This window comes from Variovorax paradoxus (assembly GCF_030815855.1).
In the GTDB taxonomy this organism is placed as follows: Bacteria; Pseudomonadota; Gammaproteobacteria; order Burkholderiales; family Burkholderiaceae_C; genus Variovorax; species Variovorax paradoxus_M.
In genome coordinates this window covers 1,599,281-1,615,896 of sequence record NZ_JAUSXG010000001.1, presented here as the reverse complement: position 1 = coordinate 1,615,896, position 16,616 = coordinate 1,599,281, and the positions used below count along the sequence as shown (strand labels likewise).

The following is a 16,616-nucleotide window of genomic DNA, read 5'->3' as shown; positions in this document are numbered from 1 at the left end:
GCGGCCTTCGCCGATCAATCGATCTTCGGCAGCCCAAAGCCGAACCCGAAGACCGAACCGCCCTTCCTTGCGGCCCTGGCCGGCTCGGGCTCTTCTTCTTTCTCTCGCGGCCCGATGTCGATGTCTTCGACCATCTTTTGCAGCTCGAGCAGGCCGGCGGCCATGGCGGCCTTGTAGGTCTTCACGGCCCTCGGCTGCTGGCGCAGGACGCTCCAGCCCTCCCCGTTGCCCTCGAGTTCGACCAGGCGCCAGCGGTAGGCGGCGCCCTCTTCCGCTTCAAAGACGGTGACCGCGATGGTTCGGAGTTTCGACATCGCCCGGATGGTCGGCCATCGGCGGCCGGCGGCGTGTCGGACGAACGCGATTTGTCTGCGCGGCATTCGATGGCGGACCGACGCCCTGCCTTCCGCCTCAAGCCGCGGGCGCCATGCAGTAGCTGCACACCGGAACGTTCGGCTGATGAGGCGCGCCGCATCGGGTGCAATGCTTTCTGTGCACGTCATTCGCGGCAGCGCGTTCACCGCGGTGATGCCTCCAAGCCGCCCGCCGCGCCGCAGCGGGTCGCATCCGTTCGGTGCGCAACTTCGTGATCTCGGCGAAACCATCGTCGGTGATCGCGGTCACGATGGCGGTTCGGGCCACGTTGAACTTGCCCGACATGTCTATGGCCGGCGCTATCTCCGCCTCGATCAGGCCGGTGGCCTTCAGAACCGAAACATGCTTGATTTCCTCGGGCCTCACTATCTCCGTGGGTAACTCGACGTGCTGAAGCCGCAGCAAGAAGAGCAGATGCATTTCTTGATCCCCTCAACGAATGCTTTTTGTTGGCGCCGAGGGTGCCGGATTCTTTTTGCGCGATGTGGCGCCGGCCAGATTAATCGGGCAAAAAAGTCGGATTTGGGGGCTTACTTGGCGCGCAGGTCGAGATCTCCGATGCCGCACGCGGTATGGTGGTCAATGCCGACGGTACCGAGCTCTCGCTCACTTGTCTCTCTCTCGAAGACTTGCCCTTCGGATTTCTTACCGTTTGCCGCATGGCACGTCAGGGTCAACCAGCAATGGCGCCTGACGTTCAAGCGGGGCGAGTCAGGGCCGTACGAGGTCTTGATAGAAGATCCTCACTGAGCTTACGCTGCGCCGGGTGGCGTGTTTCTCTCCCGGCAGATTGGCTTGCTGATAAGCGAGCAGTAAGGAACAAGATGTTCAAGAATGGGATGCGTCCGGTCCATCCGGGCGAGGTCCTCCGTGAGGACTATTTGAAGCCGCTCGGAATGACGGCGAACGCGCTGGCCAAGGCGCTGCATGTGCCCGCTTCGCGCATCAATGACATCGTTCTCGAGCGCCGCGGTATCACGCCCGATACCGCGCTGCGCCTGACCCGCTATTTCGGCGGCGAAGAGGCTGACGCACAAGGCTGGATCAACATGCAGGCGACTTACGATTTCAAGATCGCGCAAAAGGCCGTTGCCAAAGTCATCGCCAAGGAGGTAACGCCGCGCGACCCCGCGAAAGTTTCCGCACCCAACGACGAACGGTTTGCGCTGGGCGCTTGATCGGTTCGCAAACTCATCCAAGAGCTGGCGTGAGTGGATGTCGCCATTGCCGAAAGTCGTCATGGAAGAGTCGTCCCATGCGGGATGAACATCTCGAAGTACCCTCGGGAGACACGGTAGAATTCGCGCCTGCTGCGGGTGTAGTTCAATGGCAGAACGGCAGCTTCCCAAGCTTCATACGAGGGTTCGATTCCCTTCACCCGCTCCAAACCAGCCAAGCACTCGCAGCGCTTATCCGGCCAGATCGAAACAACACCCCGCGTAATAAGGCTTGTCCCCGCCTTCGACGAACGGCACTTCGATCAGCTTGCCTTCGTTGCGCCACGCATCGCGCCGCTTGTAGCCGCACTTTCTCAGCTCGGCCCACAGTTCCTCGTCGTGCTGAATGCGGTAAGGGCACACGGCAAATCCGATGCTGTTGAGCGTATAGATCGTTCGTTCAGGGTGAACCGCCGTCGTGTTCAGCACGATGCGTTTCGGTTTCACGGCGAGTGAACCGATGATTTCCGAAATCCGGACCGGCAGGTACTGCAGGCTGCCCGAGGCATAGAGCACGTCGCAGCCGCTGGCCTCGGTGTAGTCGGTGGTGAAGTTCAACTGCGCGGTCGCCTCGCGCTGCACGGCCAGCTCCCGCCCGGTTTGCACCACGCCCGGCACGTCGCAGACCGTCCAGCGCAGACTTTCGGGATAGCTCATCACGCGGCGGAACGCGTAGTACTTGATGCCCACATGCCCACCCAGATCGAACACGCGCGACATGCCCGCATCAATGGATCTCGAGAGCCAGAAAAGGCCCGGGTAATCGTAGAAATAAATCTGGTGGCTGTAGATTTCCCAAGCCGCTTCGGCGTTGTCGTAGCCGACCGCCTTCGAGGCGGGTGCGCCGGCCTCGGCGGCGGCAAAATTCTCGAAGGACCCCATGAAAAGATTCTCGTCCTGGTTGTCCAGGAACTTGCGCTCGTAGGCGCCGGGACTCAAGGACTGCGGACTCGAAAGCATGGGTTGGTCTCCTCTGTGTTGTGGGGCAGGCTCACTCCGCCGCTGCCGCTGTGGATGCGTCGCCGCGACGCTTGGCCACGCACATCAATGACAACGCGCTGGTCGGTGCGGACGGCCGGCGGCCAGAGAGCACGTTGCCCAGGCGGTATTTCCATTGCGCCGGCCCCACGATACCGCGCAGCGCTTCGGCGCCTATCTGGTGGTTGTGCGGATAAATGCTGACGTCGAAACCCAGCGGCTCCAAGGTCGACCGGAAGAACTCTTTCGTGACCCCGTCGCCCGGGCGGTGATGGATCTCGGTTTTCAAGCCCCACGACTGCTGGCTGCCGGTCTTGTGAAAGCCATGCCCGATCGCGCGATAGACCCACAGCCGTGCATCCCACATCAGCTTGGCGAGCCCCTTGTAGTCCCATGCGGTGAGTTGCGGATCGTGATCGGTTACCAAAAGGCCATGCGGCTTCACGAGCCGGGCGCCTTCGCGCAATACAGCGGCCATATCGTCGCAATGATGCAGCGACGCATTGATGGCGACGATGTCCGCCACGTGCGAGCGAAAAGGCGTATAGGCCGCATCGGCCAATACCGGCGTATAGCCCAGCTTTGCCGCCAGTTCCAGCGAACCGGGCGCGACATCGACGCCGACCAGCAGCCGCGGCTTTCCACCCAGCGTTGCGAAGATGTTGCCCGGCCCGCAGCCGAGGTCGATGACGACCTTGCCCGTCCAGTCGCCGGCAGCGGCCAGCCACCGGCTTCTGAAATGCGGGTCGCGATGGCAAAAATCCAGGTATTCCTGGGCCCACTGTGCATTTCCAAAGTAGGTGGCGTTGGCGGTAATGGCATCGGTTTTTCGCTGAATCCCCGATTCGAAGTAGGCCCCCGCATGCGTCAAAGTCACATCTGGCAATAAGATATCCCGAAGCATTTGGCATCCTTTGAAGTTGCGATGACGTTGAGACAAGTTATTGCGGGAGAATTACACGGCTTTCGATTTCGCGCGGAATATTTTTAACTTGGTTACAAGCCCGGCTAATTAATAACACGGTGCTTTTACCCACATCACCCTTACATCCATAGTTCTCGGTCTGAGGGCGTCGTGTTCCCGCCACTTCGGTGCGGCTTCCGCGCATTGCCGGGGCGCCGAAAACCGCCCCGGTGAAAACCCGGCTCCGGCGCAATGCCGGGGCTTCCACGCCCCTCAGCGGCGGACGGCTCGCCCGGCGGGCAGGCGCTTTGTCATGGTTGCACTTGGGACGAGCGGGGCGATTGTCTCCCCTCAGAGGGGGCACACCGCTCATGCGCCAATGCGGCGAAATTTTTAAATTGGTTCTCCCGTGAACACGCCACGACACGCTGCTTTCGCGCAGGCCGGGGAACTCGGTGCGCCTTCAAGGCTGAGTTACCTACCTGAATTCGGCGATTGGCTACCCCGTTTGGGCGATACCTGGTAGTACGTTTATGTAACATTCGATTCAAGACTGTAACTTGGAGAACATTTGCCCCCACCGTCTTCGCCAAAGCCCCTAGGATTGCCACCGAAATATGACCAAACGTACTACCTCTTTTTTTAATTACTTAATGGTTTTTTTCCGTATTCAATTTACTGCCGAGCATTACTCATTCGAGCTTCTTCATGAAATTTCAGCCTGTCCTTCCGGTGCAATTCGAAGCCCCCCCGCTCTCGTTGGGCGACCTGTTCGTTTCGCCGGTCAATCCGAAGAATTCGGAACGAATTGGCGGTTCGATGCCACTCGAACTGGAAAATACTCGGCGCTGGAGGCAATGGACCGGAGCCACGCCGCAATTGCCGGACACTCCTTTTGCTGCAGCCTGGTTGCTGTTGCAGGCAAGCTGGCTCGGCGTGCAAGAACCTGTGTTGCACGAAGCGCTCTTGAACGGGCCGGAAGCGAAGCAAACCACGCTCGCCGCGGCGTTCGACACCGAGCAGCCGGCCAGCGCCTGGCTGGCCGCACTCGACCAGAAGCGGCGCGAGCCGATCACAGCCCGCGCGGCTGAGCCGTCGCCAGATGTCCTCTGGCTGCGCAGCGCCGCCAGCCCCCTCGAAATCCAGGCTCCGCTTCATCTCTGGCTGAGCACCGAATCGGGATCGCCGTGCCTGCACGCCGACGCCGCAGCAAGCCTCCTGGACGCCGCATCGATCGAGCAACTGCTCTCGGCACTGGCCGACACCGCCGCTGATCTGCTCGGCCGCGCCGACGCTCCGCTCGGCGACATCCGTACCCTGCTCCCCACCGACCGCGAGCACCAGCTCGCCACCTGGAACACGGCGCTCGCTCCGCTGGACCGCAGCCTCACCGTGACAGGACTGTTCAGCCGCCAAGCCGCCGCCACTCCCGATGCCATGGCCCTCGCCGAGGGCGACGCCCGGATGAGCTACGGCGAACTCGAGCACCGGTCCGGCCAACTCGCCCGCCGTCTCCAGCACCTGGGCGTGCAGGCAGGCGACAGTGTCGGGCTGCTGCTCGACCGGTCGATGGCAGCCGTCGTGGCGCAGCTCGGCATCCTCAAGGCGGGTGCGGCCTATGTGCCGGTTCCACCTGACTTTCCGGCCGAGCGCATGGCCTGCATGCTCGACGAGGCGAACGCCCGGCTGGTGATCACCATGCCAGCGCACCGCAGCCTGCTGCCCGCGTCCAGGGCCGTGCTGCTGCTGCTGCTGCTCGACGAGTCTGGAACATGCGAGCCATCCGCGGGCTCCGACGACATCGATTCCGCTTCGCCGACCACCCCCGCGATCGACGGCGACTCGGTCGCGTACGTGATGTACACCTCGGGCTCGACGGGCGTTCCGAAGGGCATCGAGATCTGCCACCGCGCGATCCTGCGCCTCGTCGTCGATGCCGCCTATGTCGACCTGGTCCCCGGGCGCGCCATGCTGCACGCCGCGCCGCTCGCCTTCGATGCCGCCACGCTCGAGATCTGGGGGCCGCTGCTCAATGGCGGCTGCTGCGTCGTTCACGACGAGCGCGTGCCGACGGGCGCCGGCCTGGCCCGCACCATCGCGCGCCACGATGTGCACACCGGCTGGCTCACGGCCGCGCTGTTCAACGCGCTGATCGACGACGACCCGGCGCATCTGTCGGGCCTTCGGCATCTGCTGACCGGCGGCGAAGCCCTGTCGGTACCGCATGTGCGGCGCGCGCTGGCCGCGCTTCCGCAACTGACGCTGAGCAACGGCTACGGACCCACCGAATGCACGACCTTCGCGGCCACCTACCGCATTCCCGCAGCCTTGCCCGCCGACCTGCGTTCGGTGCCGCTCGGCCGCCCGATCAAGGACACGGTGCTGCGCGTGCTGAGCCCCGCGATGGCCTTGCTGCCGAGCGGCCTCGTGGGCGAACTCTGCGTCGGCGGACACGGACTGGCACGCGGCTACCTGGGGCAACCCGCGTTGACGCAAGAACGCTTCGTGCCCGATCCGTTCGGTGCACCGGGCGAGCGCCTGTACCGCACCGGCGATCTCGCGCGCTGGCTGCCCGACGGCACCCTCGAGTTCATCGGCCGCCGCGACGGACAGGTGAAGATCCACGGCCACCGCATCGAAACCGGCGAGGTCGAGGCGGCCATCCTGGCCCACCCGGCCATCAAGAGCTGCGCCGTCGTCGCGCGGCCCGATGCCGATGGGCAACTGAGCCTCGTCGCCTACCTGGTTGCGCGTTCGCAAGAAAAGCTGTCGTGGGAAGCGCTTCGCGCGCACCTTGCGGCACGCCTGCCTGCTGCGCTGCTGCCCTCTGCGCAAGTCTGGCTCGCGCAATTGCCGGTCACGGCCAACGGCAAGCTCGACCGTAAGGCGCTCCCCGAACCGGCCGGCGAGCGCCCCGACCTCGCGCAGCCGTTCGAAGAAGCGCGCAACGCCGCCGAGCAGCGCGTGTGCGAAGCCTTCGCTCGCGCGCTGCGCATCGAAAAGGTCGGCCGCAACGACAACTTCTTCGACCTCGGCGGCGATTCGATGCGGGTGCTGCAGGTGCTGGCGGAATTGCAACGCGGCAGCGCAGCGCCGCTTTCGACCAACCTCTTCTTCCGGCATCCGACACCGAGCGCCATGGCGGCCCACCTGGAACCGGCCGGTGATGCAACACCTGCAGTCGCCGTCCGGCCGCGCGCGGCACAGGCACCGGCCGACACAGCCGACATGTCGGATGCCGTCGCGCTGGTCGCCACCGCGGGCCGCTTTCCAGGCGCGGCGGATGTCGAGCAGTTCTGGGACAACCTCGTCGCCGGCCGCGACACCATCAGCTTCTTCGACGACGAAACGCTCGACGCAGGCGTCACCGAAGCCTTGCGCACCGACCCGGCCTACGTGCGGGCCCGCGGCGTCATCGAAGGCATCGAGAATTTCGACGCCGCCTTCTTCGGCATCGGCCCGAAGGAAGCCGCATTGATGGACCCGCAACAGCGCGTATTCCTCGAGATCTGCTGGGAATGCCTCGAGCGCGCCGGCTATGTGCCCGACGCCGCACCGGGCCCCGTGGGCGTGTATGCCGGCATGTACAACGCCAGCTACTTCCAGCGCCACGTGAGCACGCGGCCCGACCTCATCGAAGCGGTGGGCGAATTCCAGGTGATGCTGGCCAACGAGAAGGACTACATCACCACGCGCGTCGCCAACCGGCTCAACCTCACGGGCCCCGCGGTGAGCGTGCACACCGCCTGCTCGACCTCGCTGGTGGCGGTGGCCCATGCCTTTCATGCGCTGCGCACCGGCCAGTGCTACATGGCACTCGCGGGCGGCGCGTCCGTCACCTGCCCCACGCGCAGCGGCTACCTGTACCAGGAGGGCTCCATGCTCTCGCCCGACGGCCGCACGCGCAGCTTCGATGCGCAGGCCCAGGGCACCGTGTTCAGCGACGGCGCCGCGGTGGTGCTGCTGAAGCGCCTGGCCGACGCGCAGGCCGACGGCGACACCATCTACGCGGTGCTGCGCAGCGCCTGCGTGAACAACGACGGCGGCGCCAAGGCCAGCTTCACCGCGCCCAGCGTGGACGGGCAAGCCGCTGTGATCCGCGCCGCGCTGGCGGCAGCCAACGTCGACGCGCGCAGCATCTCGTATGTCGAGGCGCACGGCACGGCCACGCCGATGGGCGACCCGATCGAAGTCGAAGCGCTGGCCTGCGCCTACGGCGAACACACCGATGCACTGGGCTACTGCACGCTCGGCTCGCTCAAGAGCAACGTGGGCCACATGGTGACGGCCGCCGGCGCCGCCGGGCTCATCAAGGCGGCGCTCTCGCTGCACCACGAAGTGATTCCTCCCACGGCGCACTTCACCGCGCCGAACCCGTCGATCGACTTTGCACGCACGCCCTTCTACGTCACGCAGAGCCTGCAGCCGTGGCCGCGCGCCGGCGAGCCGCGCCGTGCCGGCGTCAGTTCTTTCGGCGTCGGCGGGACCAACGCGCACGTCATCGTCGAAGAGGCGCCGCCGCGGCCCGCCTCGACGGGCGCGGCGGGCCTGCAGGTGCTGCCGCTGTCGGCCCGCTCCGAGGCCGCGCTCGCCGTGGCCACGGAACAGCTCGCGGCGCATCTCGAGGCAACGCCCGGGCTGCCGCTGGCCGATGTCGCCTACACGCTGGCCGTCGGCCGCAAGGCACACGCGTTCCGCCGGGCCGTGGTGGCCAGCGATGCGGCCGAAGCCATCGCCGCGCTCCGCGGCAGCGACAGCGCGTGGCGCGTCAGCGGCCACGTCGATTCGCGCGCGCCGCAGCTGGTGCTGATGTTCCCCGGCCAGGGCGCGCAGTACGCCGGCATGGGCAAGAACCTGCATGCGAACGATCCCGTCTTCGCGGCCGCGTTCGACGCCTGCCTGAAGGCCTTCGGCGACGCGCTGGATTTCGACCTGCGCGAGCGGATGTTCGGAGACGACGCCCAAGCGCTCGCGCCCACCGCCGTCACGCAGCCCGCCATCTTTGCGCTGGAATACGCGCTGGCACGCCGGCTTCTCTCGCTGGGCGCGCGGCCGCATGCGCTGATCGGGCACAGCGTCGGCGAGTTCGTCGCCGCGGTGCTGGCGGGCGTGATGCGCCTCGAAGACGCCGCCCGGCTCGTCGCCCGCCGCGGCGCGCTCATGCAGGCCCAGCCCGCGGGCGCGATGCTGTCGGTGCGCCTTGGCGCGGCCGAACTCACGGCCAGGCTCGGCCCCGCGCTCTCGCTCGCCGCGGACAACGGTCCCACGGCTTGCGTGGCCGCCGGCCCCTTCGATGCCATCGCGGCCCTGCAGGCTTCGCTGCAGGAAGAAGACATCCCGAGCCGGCCGCTGCAGACCTCGCACGCGTTCCACTCCGCCATGATGGACGGCGCCGTCGCGCCTTTCGAAGCGCTGGTCGGCGAGGTCACGCTGAGCCGGCCGGCGATTCCGATCTTTTCGACGCTCACCGGCCGCCTGCTCGAAGACACCGAAGCCACCAGCGCGGCCTACTGGGCCCGGCACCTGCGCGGCACCGTGCAGTTCTCGTCGGCCGTGCGCAATGCCGTGGCGCAGACAGCGCGTCCGCTGTTCGTCGAAGCCGGCCCTCGCAACATGCTCTCGACGCTGGTGCGCCAGCACAGCGCCGGCGAAGTGATGCCTCTGCTGCACGGCGAGCCGGCCGACGAGGCCCGCACCCTGCGGCTGGCGCTGGCCCGCCTCTGGACATGCGGCGCCGATGTCGAGTTGTCGCGGCTCGCTGTGCGCACCGGCGCACAGCGGGTTCGCCTGCCCACCTATCCGTTCGAGCGCAAGCGTTTCTGGGTCGACATCGCGGCCCCTGCTGCGAAGCCGGCCGTTTCGCCAATGGCCACACCGCCCGCGCCCGCTCTTTTCATTTCACCCCCCGTTTTGGAGACGACCGTGACAGTTGCTGCAGCGCCCCCGCCACTTGCTTCTTCCGCACTGGCTTCTTCCGCCCCGTCGCTGGACGCGCGGTTGCGGTCCTTGTTCGAAGACATCTCCGGCATCGACATGGCCCAGGCGGACGGGCACGCCGCCTTCGGCGAGCTCGGCCTGGACTCGCTCACGCTGACCCAGGTGGCCACGCAGATCAAGAAACGCTTCAAGGTCAACCTGAGCTTTCGCCAGCTCATGGAGAACTACCGCAGCTTCGATGCGCTCTGCGCGTTCCTGCGGGAGAGCCTGCCTCCTGAATCCGAGCCCGCGCCCGGACTGGTGGCGTCCGCGCCGGCTCCTGTTGCTGTTGGCGTTTCCGCGCCTGCGCAAGCGGTCAGCGTCATGCCGGCGGCGGCACCCTTTGCACCGCTGTACACGCCGTTTCGAGGCGGCGGCATGGGCGCCACCCCGCTTGTACAACTCGTTACGCAGCAAATGGAATTGATGCGCCATCAACTCGCGCTGCTGTCGGGCACGGGGACGGACGCGCTCTCCTCCGAGGCCGGGGCACAAGCAATGCAACCGTCGATGCAGGCCACGCCGGTGCAGGCGATGCCGACCCCGGCTCCGGCCCCTGCCGCGCCGCCCGCCGCCGACGAACCCGTCGCCGCCAAGGAGCCGCAGCGCTACGACGTTGCGAAGGCGTTCGGTGCCATCGCCCGGATTCACACCCAGCGCACCGCCGAGCCGAGCGGCCGGCAGAAGGCCCGCCTCGCCACCTTCATGCGGCGCTACGTGGAGCGCACGCAAAAGAGCAAGCAGTTCACCGAAGCCAACCGACCCCACATGGCCGATCCGCGCGTGGTCAACGGCTTTCGCCCGCTGACCAAGGAGATCACCTACCAGATCGTCATCGAGCGTTCGAAGGGTTCGAGGCTCTGGGACCTCGACGGCAACGAATACGTCGACGCGCTCAACGGCTTCGGCATGAACATGTTCGGCTGGCAGCCGGACTTCGTGCAGGAAGCGGTGCGCCGGCAGCTCGACGACGGCTATGAGATCGGGCCGCAGCATCCGCTCGCGGCCGACGTCACCGCGCTCATCTGCGAACTCACGGGCTGCGACCGCGCGGCCTTGTGCAACACCGGTTCCGAGGCCGTGATGGCCGCGCTGCGCATCGCGCGCACGGTCACGGGGCGCAGCACCGTGGTGGTATTCACCGGCTCCTACCACGGCACCTTCGACGAAGTGCTGGTCCGCGCCGGCAAGGGCGGCAAGGGTCTCTCGGCCGCACCGGGCGTGATGAGCGGCATGTTCGGCGACATCCGCGTGCTGGACTACGGCACGCCCGAGGCGCTGGCCTTCATCCGCGAGAACGCCGACGACCTCGCGGCCGTGCTGGCCGAACCGGTGCAGAGCCGCCGGCCCGATTTCCAGCCGCGCGAGTTCCTGCAAGAGGTGCGCGCCATCACCGAAAAGAGCGGCACCTGCTTCATCTTCGACGAGGTCATCACCGGCTTTCGCGTCGGGCTGGGCGGTGCGCAGGAACTGTTCGGCGTGCGTGCCGACCTCGCCACCTACGGCAAGGTCATCGGCGGCGGCTTTCCGGTCGGCGTGATTGCGGGCAAGCGCGAATTCATGGACGCCCTCGACGGCGGCGCCTGGCAGTACGGCGACGACTCGATCCCCGGCGTCGGGGTGACGTACTTCGCCGGCACCTTCGTGCGCCATCCGCTCGCGCTGGCCGCGGCGAAGGCCTCGCTCACGCACCTGAAGGAAGCCGGGCCTTCGCTGCAGACCGAACTCAGCGCCAGCACCGGCGCCATGGCCGAAGAGCTCACGGCCTGGTGCGCCGGGGTGGGCGCGCCCATCGCGATCCGGCACTTCGCTTCGCTCTGGCGCGTGAGCTGGCTCGAAGACCATCCGCTGCAAGACCTGCTGTTCGCCATGATGCGCAGCCGCGGCGTGCACATCCTCGACAACTTCCCGTGCTTCCTGACCAGCGCGCACAGCGCCGAAGACATCGCGACCATCCAGCGCGCATTCAAGGAGTCGGTGGCCGAGATGCAGGAATCCGGATTCCTGCCGCGCCGCGCGACGGTCGTCACCGGCTTCGACTACCGCAAGTCCCAGGAAGAAGACGGCTCGGTCCTCGCCCGCGACGTCGACGGCCAGCCCTTCTGGTACGTGCCGGACACCTCGCCCTCCAGCAGCCTCATCAATGGAAAGGCCACAGCATGAACGCCGTTCTTCGCCCCCCCGCCGCCGGCGGCCTCATCGAATGCGTCATCCCGACGACGGAATCGCAGCGCGAGGTCTGGCTCGGCGCGACGATGAGCACCGAGGCCTCGCTGGCCTACAACGAATCGGTGCTGCTGCGCCTGCGCGGCGCGCTCGACCGGGACGCCATGGCACGTGCCGTGGCCCGGCTGGTCGAGCGCCACCAGTCGCTGCGTTCCACCGTTTCGCCGGACGGCACCTGCATGCTGGTCGGCCAGCCCCCCGAAGACCCGATGGCGCAGAAAGACCTGGGCGGCCTTTCGCCGGAAGCACAGGCAGAGGCGCTGAAGGCGGCCCACGACGCCGCCGTGTGCACGCCTTTCTCTCTGGAGCAAGGCCCGCTGTTCCGTGCCGTGCTGTACCGGCTCGGCGACGCCGAGCATGAACTCGTCATGTCGGCGCACCACGTGGTGTGCGACGGCTGGTCCTGGGTGGTCATCACCGAGCAGCTCGGCCATCTCTATGCCGAGCAAACAGGCAACGGCCTGCGGCTCAAGCCGGCGCCGACCTATGCGAGCTTTGCCGCCGAAGAAGCGGCCGAAGCCGCGCACCCCGATATGCAGGTGCATGTCGACTATTGGCTCGAGCGCTTCCCCGGCGGAACGCCGCCCGTGCTCGAGCTCCCGGTCGACCACCTGCGCCCCGCCACACGCACCTTCAGCTCGCGGCGCGCCGAACGGCTGCTCGACCGCCGGCTCGTGACCACGCTGCGCTCGATGAGCGCGAAGACGGGCGCCAGCCTGTTCGCGGGCCTGCTCAGCGGCCTAGTCGCAACACTGCACCGCCTCACGGGCCAGGACGACATCGTGGTCGGCATTCCGGCGTCGGGGCAGATGGCGCGCGACATGCCCGACCTGGTGGGCCATTGCGTCAACCTGCTGCCGCTGCGTCTTTCCGCGCACAGCCAATTGCGCTTCGACGCGCTGCTGGGCGAGTGCAGCACCGCCGTGCTCGATGCCTTCGACCACCAGGCACTGACCTACGGCGCGCTGCTGGGCAAGCTGGCGCTGCAGCGCGACCCGAGCCGCCTGCCGCTGGTGAGCGTGGTGTTCAACGTCGACCCCGACGTCGCCAGCAGCACGCAGGCTTTCACGGGCCTGGACGTCACGCAGGACACCATTGCGCGCCAGTACGAGAATTTCGAGCTCTTCCTGAACCTGCGCCCCCTCGACGGCGGACTGCAGATCGAGGCGCAATACAACACCGACCTGTTCGACGAAGCCAGCGTGCAGCGCTGGCTGGACATGTACGAGTGCGTGCTTCGCTCGGCCGCGCGCAACCCGAGCGAGGCTGTCGGCCGGCTCGAGGTGCTGTCCCCCGAGGGCACGCAGGCGCTCATCGCGCTTCAGCCGCCGCCCACCGAGCTGGAAGGCGCACCGCATGCGCTCGCCCGCTTCCTGGCGCGCGTGCCGCTGCAGCCCGACCGGCCGGCGGTGCGCGACGGCGCGCGAATCTGCACCTATGCCGAGCTCGATGCGCAGTCCAACCGGCTAGCCCGCGCGCTGCGCGAGCGCGGCGTTTGCCGTGAACATCGCGTGGGGCTGTGCCTGGAGCGCAGCCTCGAGATGGTCGTCTCGATGGTGGCCGTGCTGAAGGCGGGCGCTGCCTATGTGCCGCTCGACCCGTCTTTCCCGCAGGCGCGGCTCGACCACTACGCCAAGGATGCCGGGCTCAGCCTGCTGCTGACCTCGTCGGACATCGCGGCGGCGCCGCGCAGCTGGCGCGCCGATCCGGGCGAACGCGTGTTCGAGATCGATCGCGACACCGCCTGGCAACAGGCCTCCGGCGAGCCCCTGCCGGCCAGCGACCAGGACGCCGGCCCCGACGATGCGGCCTATGTGATCTACACCTCGGGCTCGACCGGCCTGCCCAAGGGCGTGTCCGCGCGGCATGTGTCCGTGGCCAACCTGCTGCAGTGGATGCAGAGGAAATCCGGCATGAATGCGAGCGACCGGATTGCCGCGGTCACGACCCTGTCGTTCGACATGGCGGTGCCGGACCTGCTGCTGCCGCTCGCCGTGGGCGCCGAGATCGTGATGGTGCAGCGCGACCTCGCCATGGACGGCGTGCGCCTGAGCAAGCTGCTCGAGGAAGAGCAGATCAATTTCCTGCAGGCCACGCCCGGCATGTGGCAGCTGCTGCTCGACGCCCAATGGCCGGGCGCGCCCGGCTTCCGCGGCTGGATCGGCGGCGAGCCGCTGCGGCCCAGCTTCGCGCTCGCCTTGTGCGAGCGGCTCTCGGAACTCTGGAACGGCTACGGTCCGACCGAAACCACGGTGTACTCCACGGCCTGGCTCGTCGATCCCGCCACTGTTGCATCGCGCGGCGTGTCGATCGGCCACCCTGTCGACAACACCGAGATCTGGATTCTCGACGCCGACCTGCAACCCTGCCCGATCGGCGTACCGGGCGAGATCTGCATCGCGGGCACCGGCCTTGCGCAGGGCTACATCGACCGTCCCGAACTCACCGCCGAGCGCTTCGTCACCGCCCGCATCTTCGGCGCCGCGAAGCGGCTCTACCGCACCGGCGACCGCGGCCGCTGGGGCAACGACGGGCTCATTCACCATCTCGGCCGGCTCGACTTCCAGCTCAAGGTGCGGGGCTACCGCATCGAGCCGGGAGAGATCGAGGCGCGCTGCTGCGAGGTGGCCGGTGTCTCGCGCTGCGTGGTGGTGGCGCGCGAAGACAGCCCCGGCGACGTGCGCCTGGTGGCCTACCTGGCGCTGACGCCCGGGGTCGCGTTCGACCAGGACGCGCTGATGGCGCACCTGCGCGAGCACCTGCCGGCCTTCATGCTGCCGCAGCACGTGGTCGCGCTGAAGGCACTGCCGACGTTGCCGAACGGCAAGGTCGACCGCGTCTCGCTGCCGCCGCCGCAAGCGGTCTCGCGCGACGAGGCACGGCGCGGCGCCGCGCCGCGCACCGAATGCGAACGCAAGGTGCTCGCCACCATGGAGAAGGTGCTGAGCCTGCCGGGCCTCGACATGCGCGACGACTTCTTCACGATGGGCGGCCATTCGCTCCTGGCCTCGCGCCTCACCACGCTGCTGAGCCGCGAGTTCAACATCACGCTGCCGCTGCGCTCGCTGTTCGAGGCGCCCACGGCCGAACGGCTGGCCGCCGTCGTCGATGGCCTGCAGCGCGCGGGCGCCGGCGTGCAGGCGCCGCTGCCCTGCCGCCTCCATCGCAAGACGGCCCCGCTGACGCCGTCGCAGGAACGCATCCGCTTCATGGAGGACCTGCACCCGGGCCGCTCGGTCTACAACGCGCCGGCCGCCCAGCGGCTCACCGGCAATTTCGATGCGGCCCGCTTCGAGGCCGCGTTCAGGGAAATCATCCGCCGCCAGCCCGCGCTGCGCACCCGCATGGCGACGGACCCGCACACGGGGCAGCCGGTGCAGGCGATGTCGGAGGCGGTGGACTTCGAACTGCCTTTCATCGACCTGCGCAACCTGCCGGCCGACCAGCGCGAAGCCGAGCTGGCCGACCGCATGCAGGAGCTTGCCGACCGGCCAATCGACATCCACCGCGCGCCGATGATGCATGCGGCGGTGTTCCAGCTCGATGCGCACGAGCATGTCTTCGTGTTCGTGCCGCACCACCTGATCTGGGACGGCTGGTCTTTCGACCTGCTCCAGCGCGAACTCTCCGCCATCTACGACGCGGCCGAGCGCGGCCGCCCGCATGACCTGCCGCCGCTCACGACCACCCACGGCGACTATGCCGAATGGCAGGCGACCTGGATGACGGAGCCGGGCTTCCAGGAGCAGCTCGACTTCTGGCTCAAGCGCTTCGCCGACGCGCCGATGCCCAAGCTGCCCAACACCGACATGCCGCGGCGCGCGGGCAAGAGCGGCCAGGGCGGCGCGCAGTGGCTGCGCGTCGATCTCTCGACCACGCAGCAGCTGCGCAAGGTCGCCCGCGACATGGACGTGACGCTCAGCATGCTGACCTTCGGCATCTATGCGCTCACCATGAGCCGCGTCATCGGCTCGGAGGCCATCGTCATCGCGAACCCGGTGCGCGGCCGGCAACAGCCCGAGACCGAAGACGTGATGGGCTTCTTCAACAACGTGCTGCCGGTCTCGCTGCAGGTGGGCCTGCAGCAGCCCCTGGCGGAGTTCATGCGCTACGTGAAGCGCGAGCTGCTGTCGCTCATGAACTACCAGCAGGTGCCGTTCGAGCGCCTGATGGCGGAGCCCGCGGTCGCCGCCCGGATCCGCGCGGTCGGCCCGTACCAGTCGATGTTCTCGTTCCAGGACGCACGCGACCGCGCACGCCGTCTCGGCAGCCTGCAGACCCGGCAGCTGCACCTGATGCAGCACGGCGCCACCGACGACATCGGCGTCTGGCTGATGGACAAGCCGCACGGGCTGGAGGGCGCGCTGATCTACAACGCCGACATCTATCTGCGCGAAACCGGAGCGCATCTGCGCGACCGCTATCTCGAATTGCTGCAGCGGGCGGCCGACCGTCCCGAAGCGACGCTGGCCGATCTTTCCTCGGACGAAGGCTCCCCCAGCGCCCTCTACCTGCGCAAGCTCGCGGTGGCCGATCCGATCAAGGTTCCGGCACCGGCGAATGGAACGGCCGCGACGCCAAAGGCGGAAGACACCCTCCTGAACCCGGAGCACGCGCGGCTCGCGCAGATCTGGGCCTCGGTGATCGGGATCGACGTCAACGACATCCGCTCGACCGACAACTTCTTCGACCTGGGCGGAGATTCGCTGCTGGTGCTGCGGGCGCTCCAGCAGACCGAGCAGACGCTGGGTTACCGCGTGCATTCGCGCCGCTACCTGTTCGAAAACCTCGGCCAGATCGCGTCGTCCGCCCTCGAGGCGCACGACAGCACCGAGCTGTCCGATCTTGCAGCGCTGCCGCTGGGCCACCTCAAGGGCGCGCCGCGCGGCGAGGGCCTGCTGAGCCGCACCTTCGGCGGCTGGCTGCGCAAGGAGTGACCG

General features: G+C 67.4%; 7 protein-coding genes and 1 tRNA gene. 4 read left to right on the top strand and 4 right to left on the bottom strand.

Going from position 1 to position 16,616, the window contains the following annotated elements; all coding sequences use genetic code 11:
• Positions 1 to 14: 14 nt before the first annotated feature.
• Positions 15 to 314: a hypothetical protein gene (locus QFZ42_RS07485; RefSeq protein ID WP_307700360.1), complete on the bottom strand. Its 300-nt coding sequence runs from the start codon at positions 312 to 314 to the stop codon at positions 15 to 17.
• 97 nt (positions 315 to 411) lie between these two features.
• Positions 412 to 795: a hypothetical protein gene (locus tag QFZ42_RS07480; RefSeq protein ID WP_307700359.1), complete on the bottom strand. Its 384-nt coding sequence runs from the start codon at positions 793 to 795 to the stop codon at positions 412 to 414.
• A gap of 404 nt (positions 796 to 1,199) precedes the next feature.
• On the opposite strand from QFZ42_RS07480, the gene QFZ42_RS07475 reads away from it, so the two are divergent.
• Positions 1,200 to 1,553 (top strand): HigA family addiction module antitoxin, encoded by a 354-nt coding sequence (locus QFZ42_RS07475; protein WP_307700358.1) that lies wholly within the window; start codon positions 1,200 to 1,202, stop codon positions 1,551 to 1,553.
• 134 nt (positions 1,554 to 1,687) lie between these two features.
• A tRNA-Gly gene (locus QFZ42_RS07470) sits at positions 1,688 to 1,761 on the top strand.
• 23 nt (positions 1,762 to 1,784) lie between these two features.
• On the opposite strand, the gene QFZ42_RS07465 is transcribed toward QFZ42_RS07470, so the two are convergent.
• Positions 1,785 to 2,552: a TIGR04325 family methyltransferase gene (locus QFZ42_RS07465; protein ID WP_307700357.1), complete on the bottom strand. Its 768-nt coding sequence runs from the start codon at positions 2,550 to 2,552 to the stop codon at positions 1,785 to 1,787.
• Between the two features lie 31 nt (positions 2,553 to 2,583).
• A complete protein-coding gene (locus tag QFZ42_RS07460) occupies positions 2,584 to 3,474 on the bottom strand; it encodes a class I SAM-dependent methyltransferase (RefSeq protein WP_307700356.1) in 891 nt (296 codons plus the stop codon).
• A gap of 708 nt (positions 3,475 to 4,182) precedes the next feature.
• Between QFZ42_RS07460 and QFZ42_RS07455 the strand changes: the two genes are divergently transcribed.
• Both QFZ42_RS07455 and QFZ42_RS07450 read left to right on the top strand, forming a co-directional pair.
• Positions 4,183 to 11,613, top strand: coding sequence for an amino acid adenylation domain-containing protein (locus QFZ42_RS07455; RefSeq protein WP_373423317.1), 7,431 nt, complete (start codon positions 4,183 to 4,185; stop codon positions 11,611 to 11,613).
• Positions 11,610 to 16,613: a non-ribosomal peptide synthetase gene (locus QFZ42_RS07450; RefSeq protein WP_307700354.1), complete on the top strand. Its 5,004-nt coding sequence runs from the start codon at positions 11,610 to 11,612 to the stop codon at positions 16,611 to 16,613. The genes QFZ42_RS07455 and QFZ42_RS07450 overlap by 4 nt, the downstream gene beginning before the upstream one ends.
• Positions 16,614 to 16,616 lie beyond the last annotated feature (3 nt).

Bases quoted from the DNA above. Each gene is read 5' to 3' on its own strand.
- QFZ42_RS07485 (WP_307700360.1), bottom strand. From the start codon at position 314: ATGTCGAAACTCCGAACCATCGCGGTCACCGTCTTTGAAGCGGAAGAG.
- QFZ42_RS07480 (WP_307700359.1), bottom strand. From the start codon at position 795: ATGCATCTGCTCTTCTTGCTGCGGCTTCAGCACGTCGAGTTACCCACG.
- QFZ42_RS07475 (WP_307700358.1), top strand. From the start codon at position 1,200: ATGTTCAAGAATGGGATGCGTCCGGTCCATCCGGGCGAGGTCCTCCGT.
- QFZ42_RS07465 (WP_307700357.1), bottom strand. From the start codon at position 2,552: ATGCTTTCGAGTCCGCAGTCCTTGAGTCCCGGCGCCTACGAGCGCAAG.
- QFZ42_RS07460 (WP_307700356.1), bottom strand. From the start codon at position 3,474: ATGCTTCGGGATATCTTATTGCCAGATGTGACTTTGACGCATGCGGGG.
- QFZ42_RS07455 (WP_373423317.1), top strand. From the start codon at position 4,183: ATGAAATTTCAGCCTGTCCTTCCGGTGCAATTCGAAGCCCCCCCGCTC.
- QFZ42_RS07450 (WP_307700354.1), top strand. From the start codon at position 11,610: ATGAACGCCGTTCTTCGCCCCCCCGCCGCCGGCGGCCTCATCGAATGC.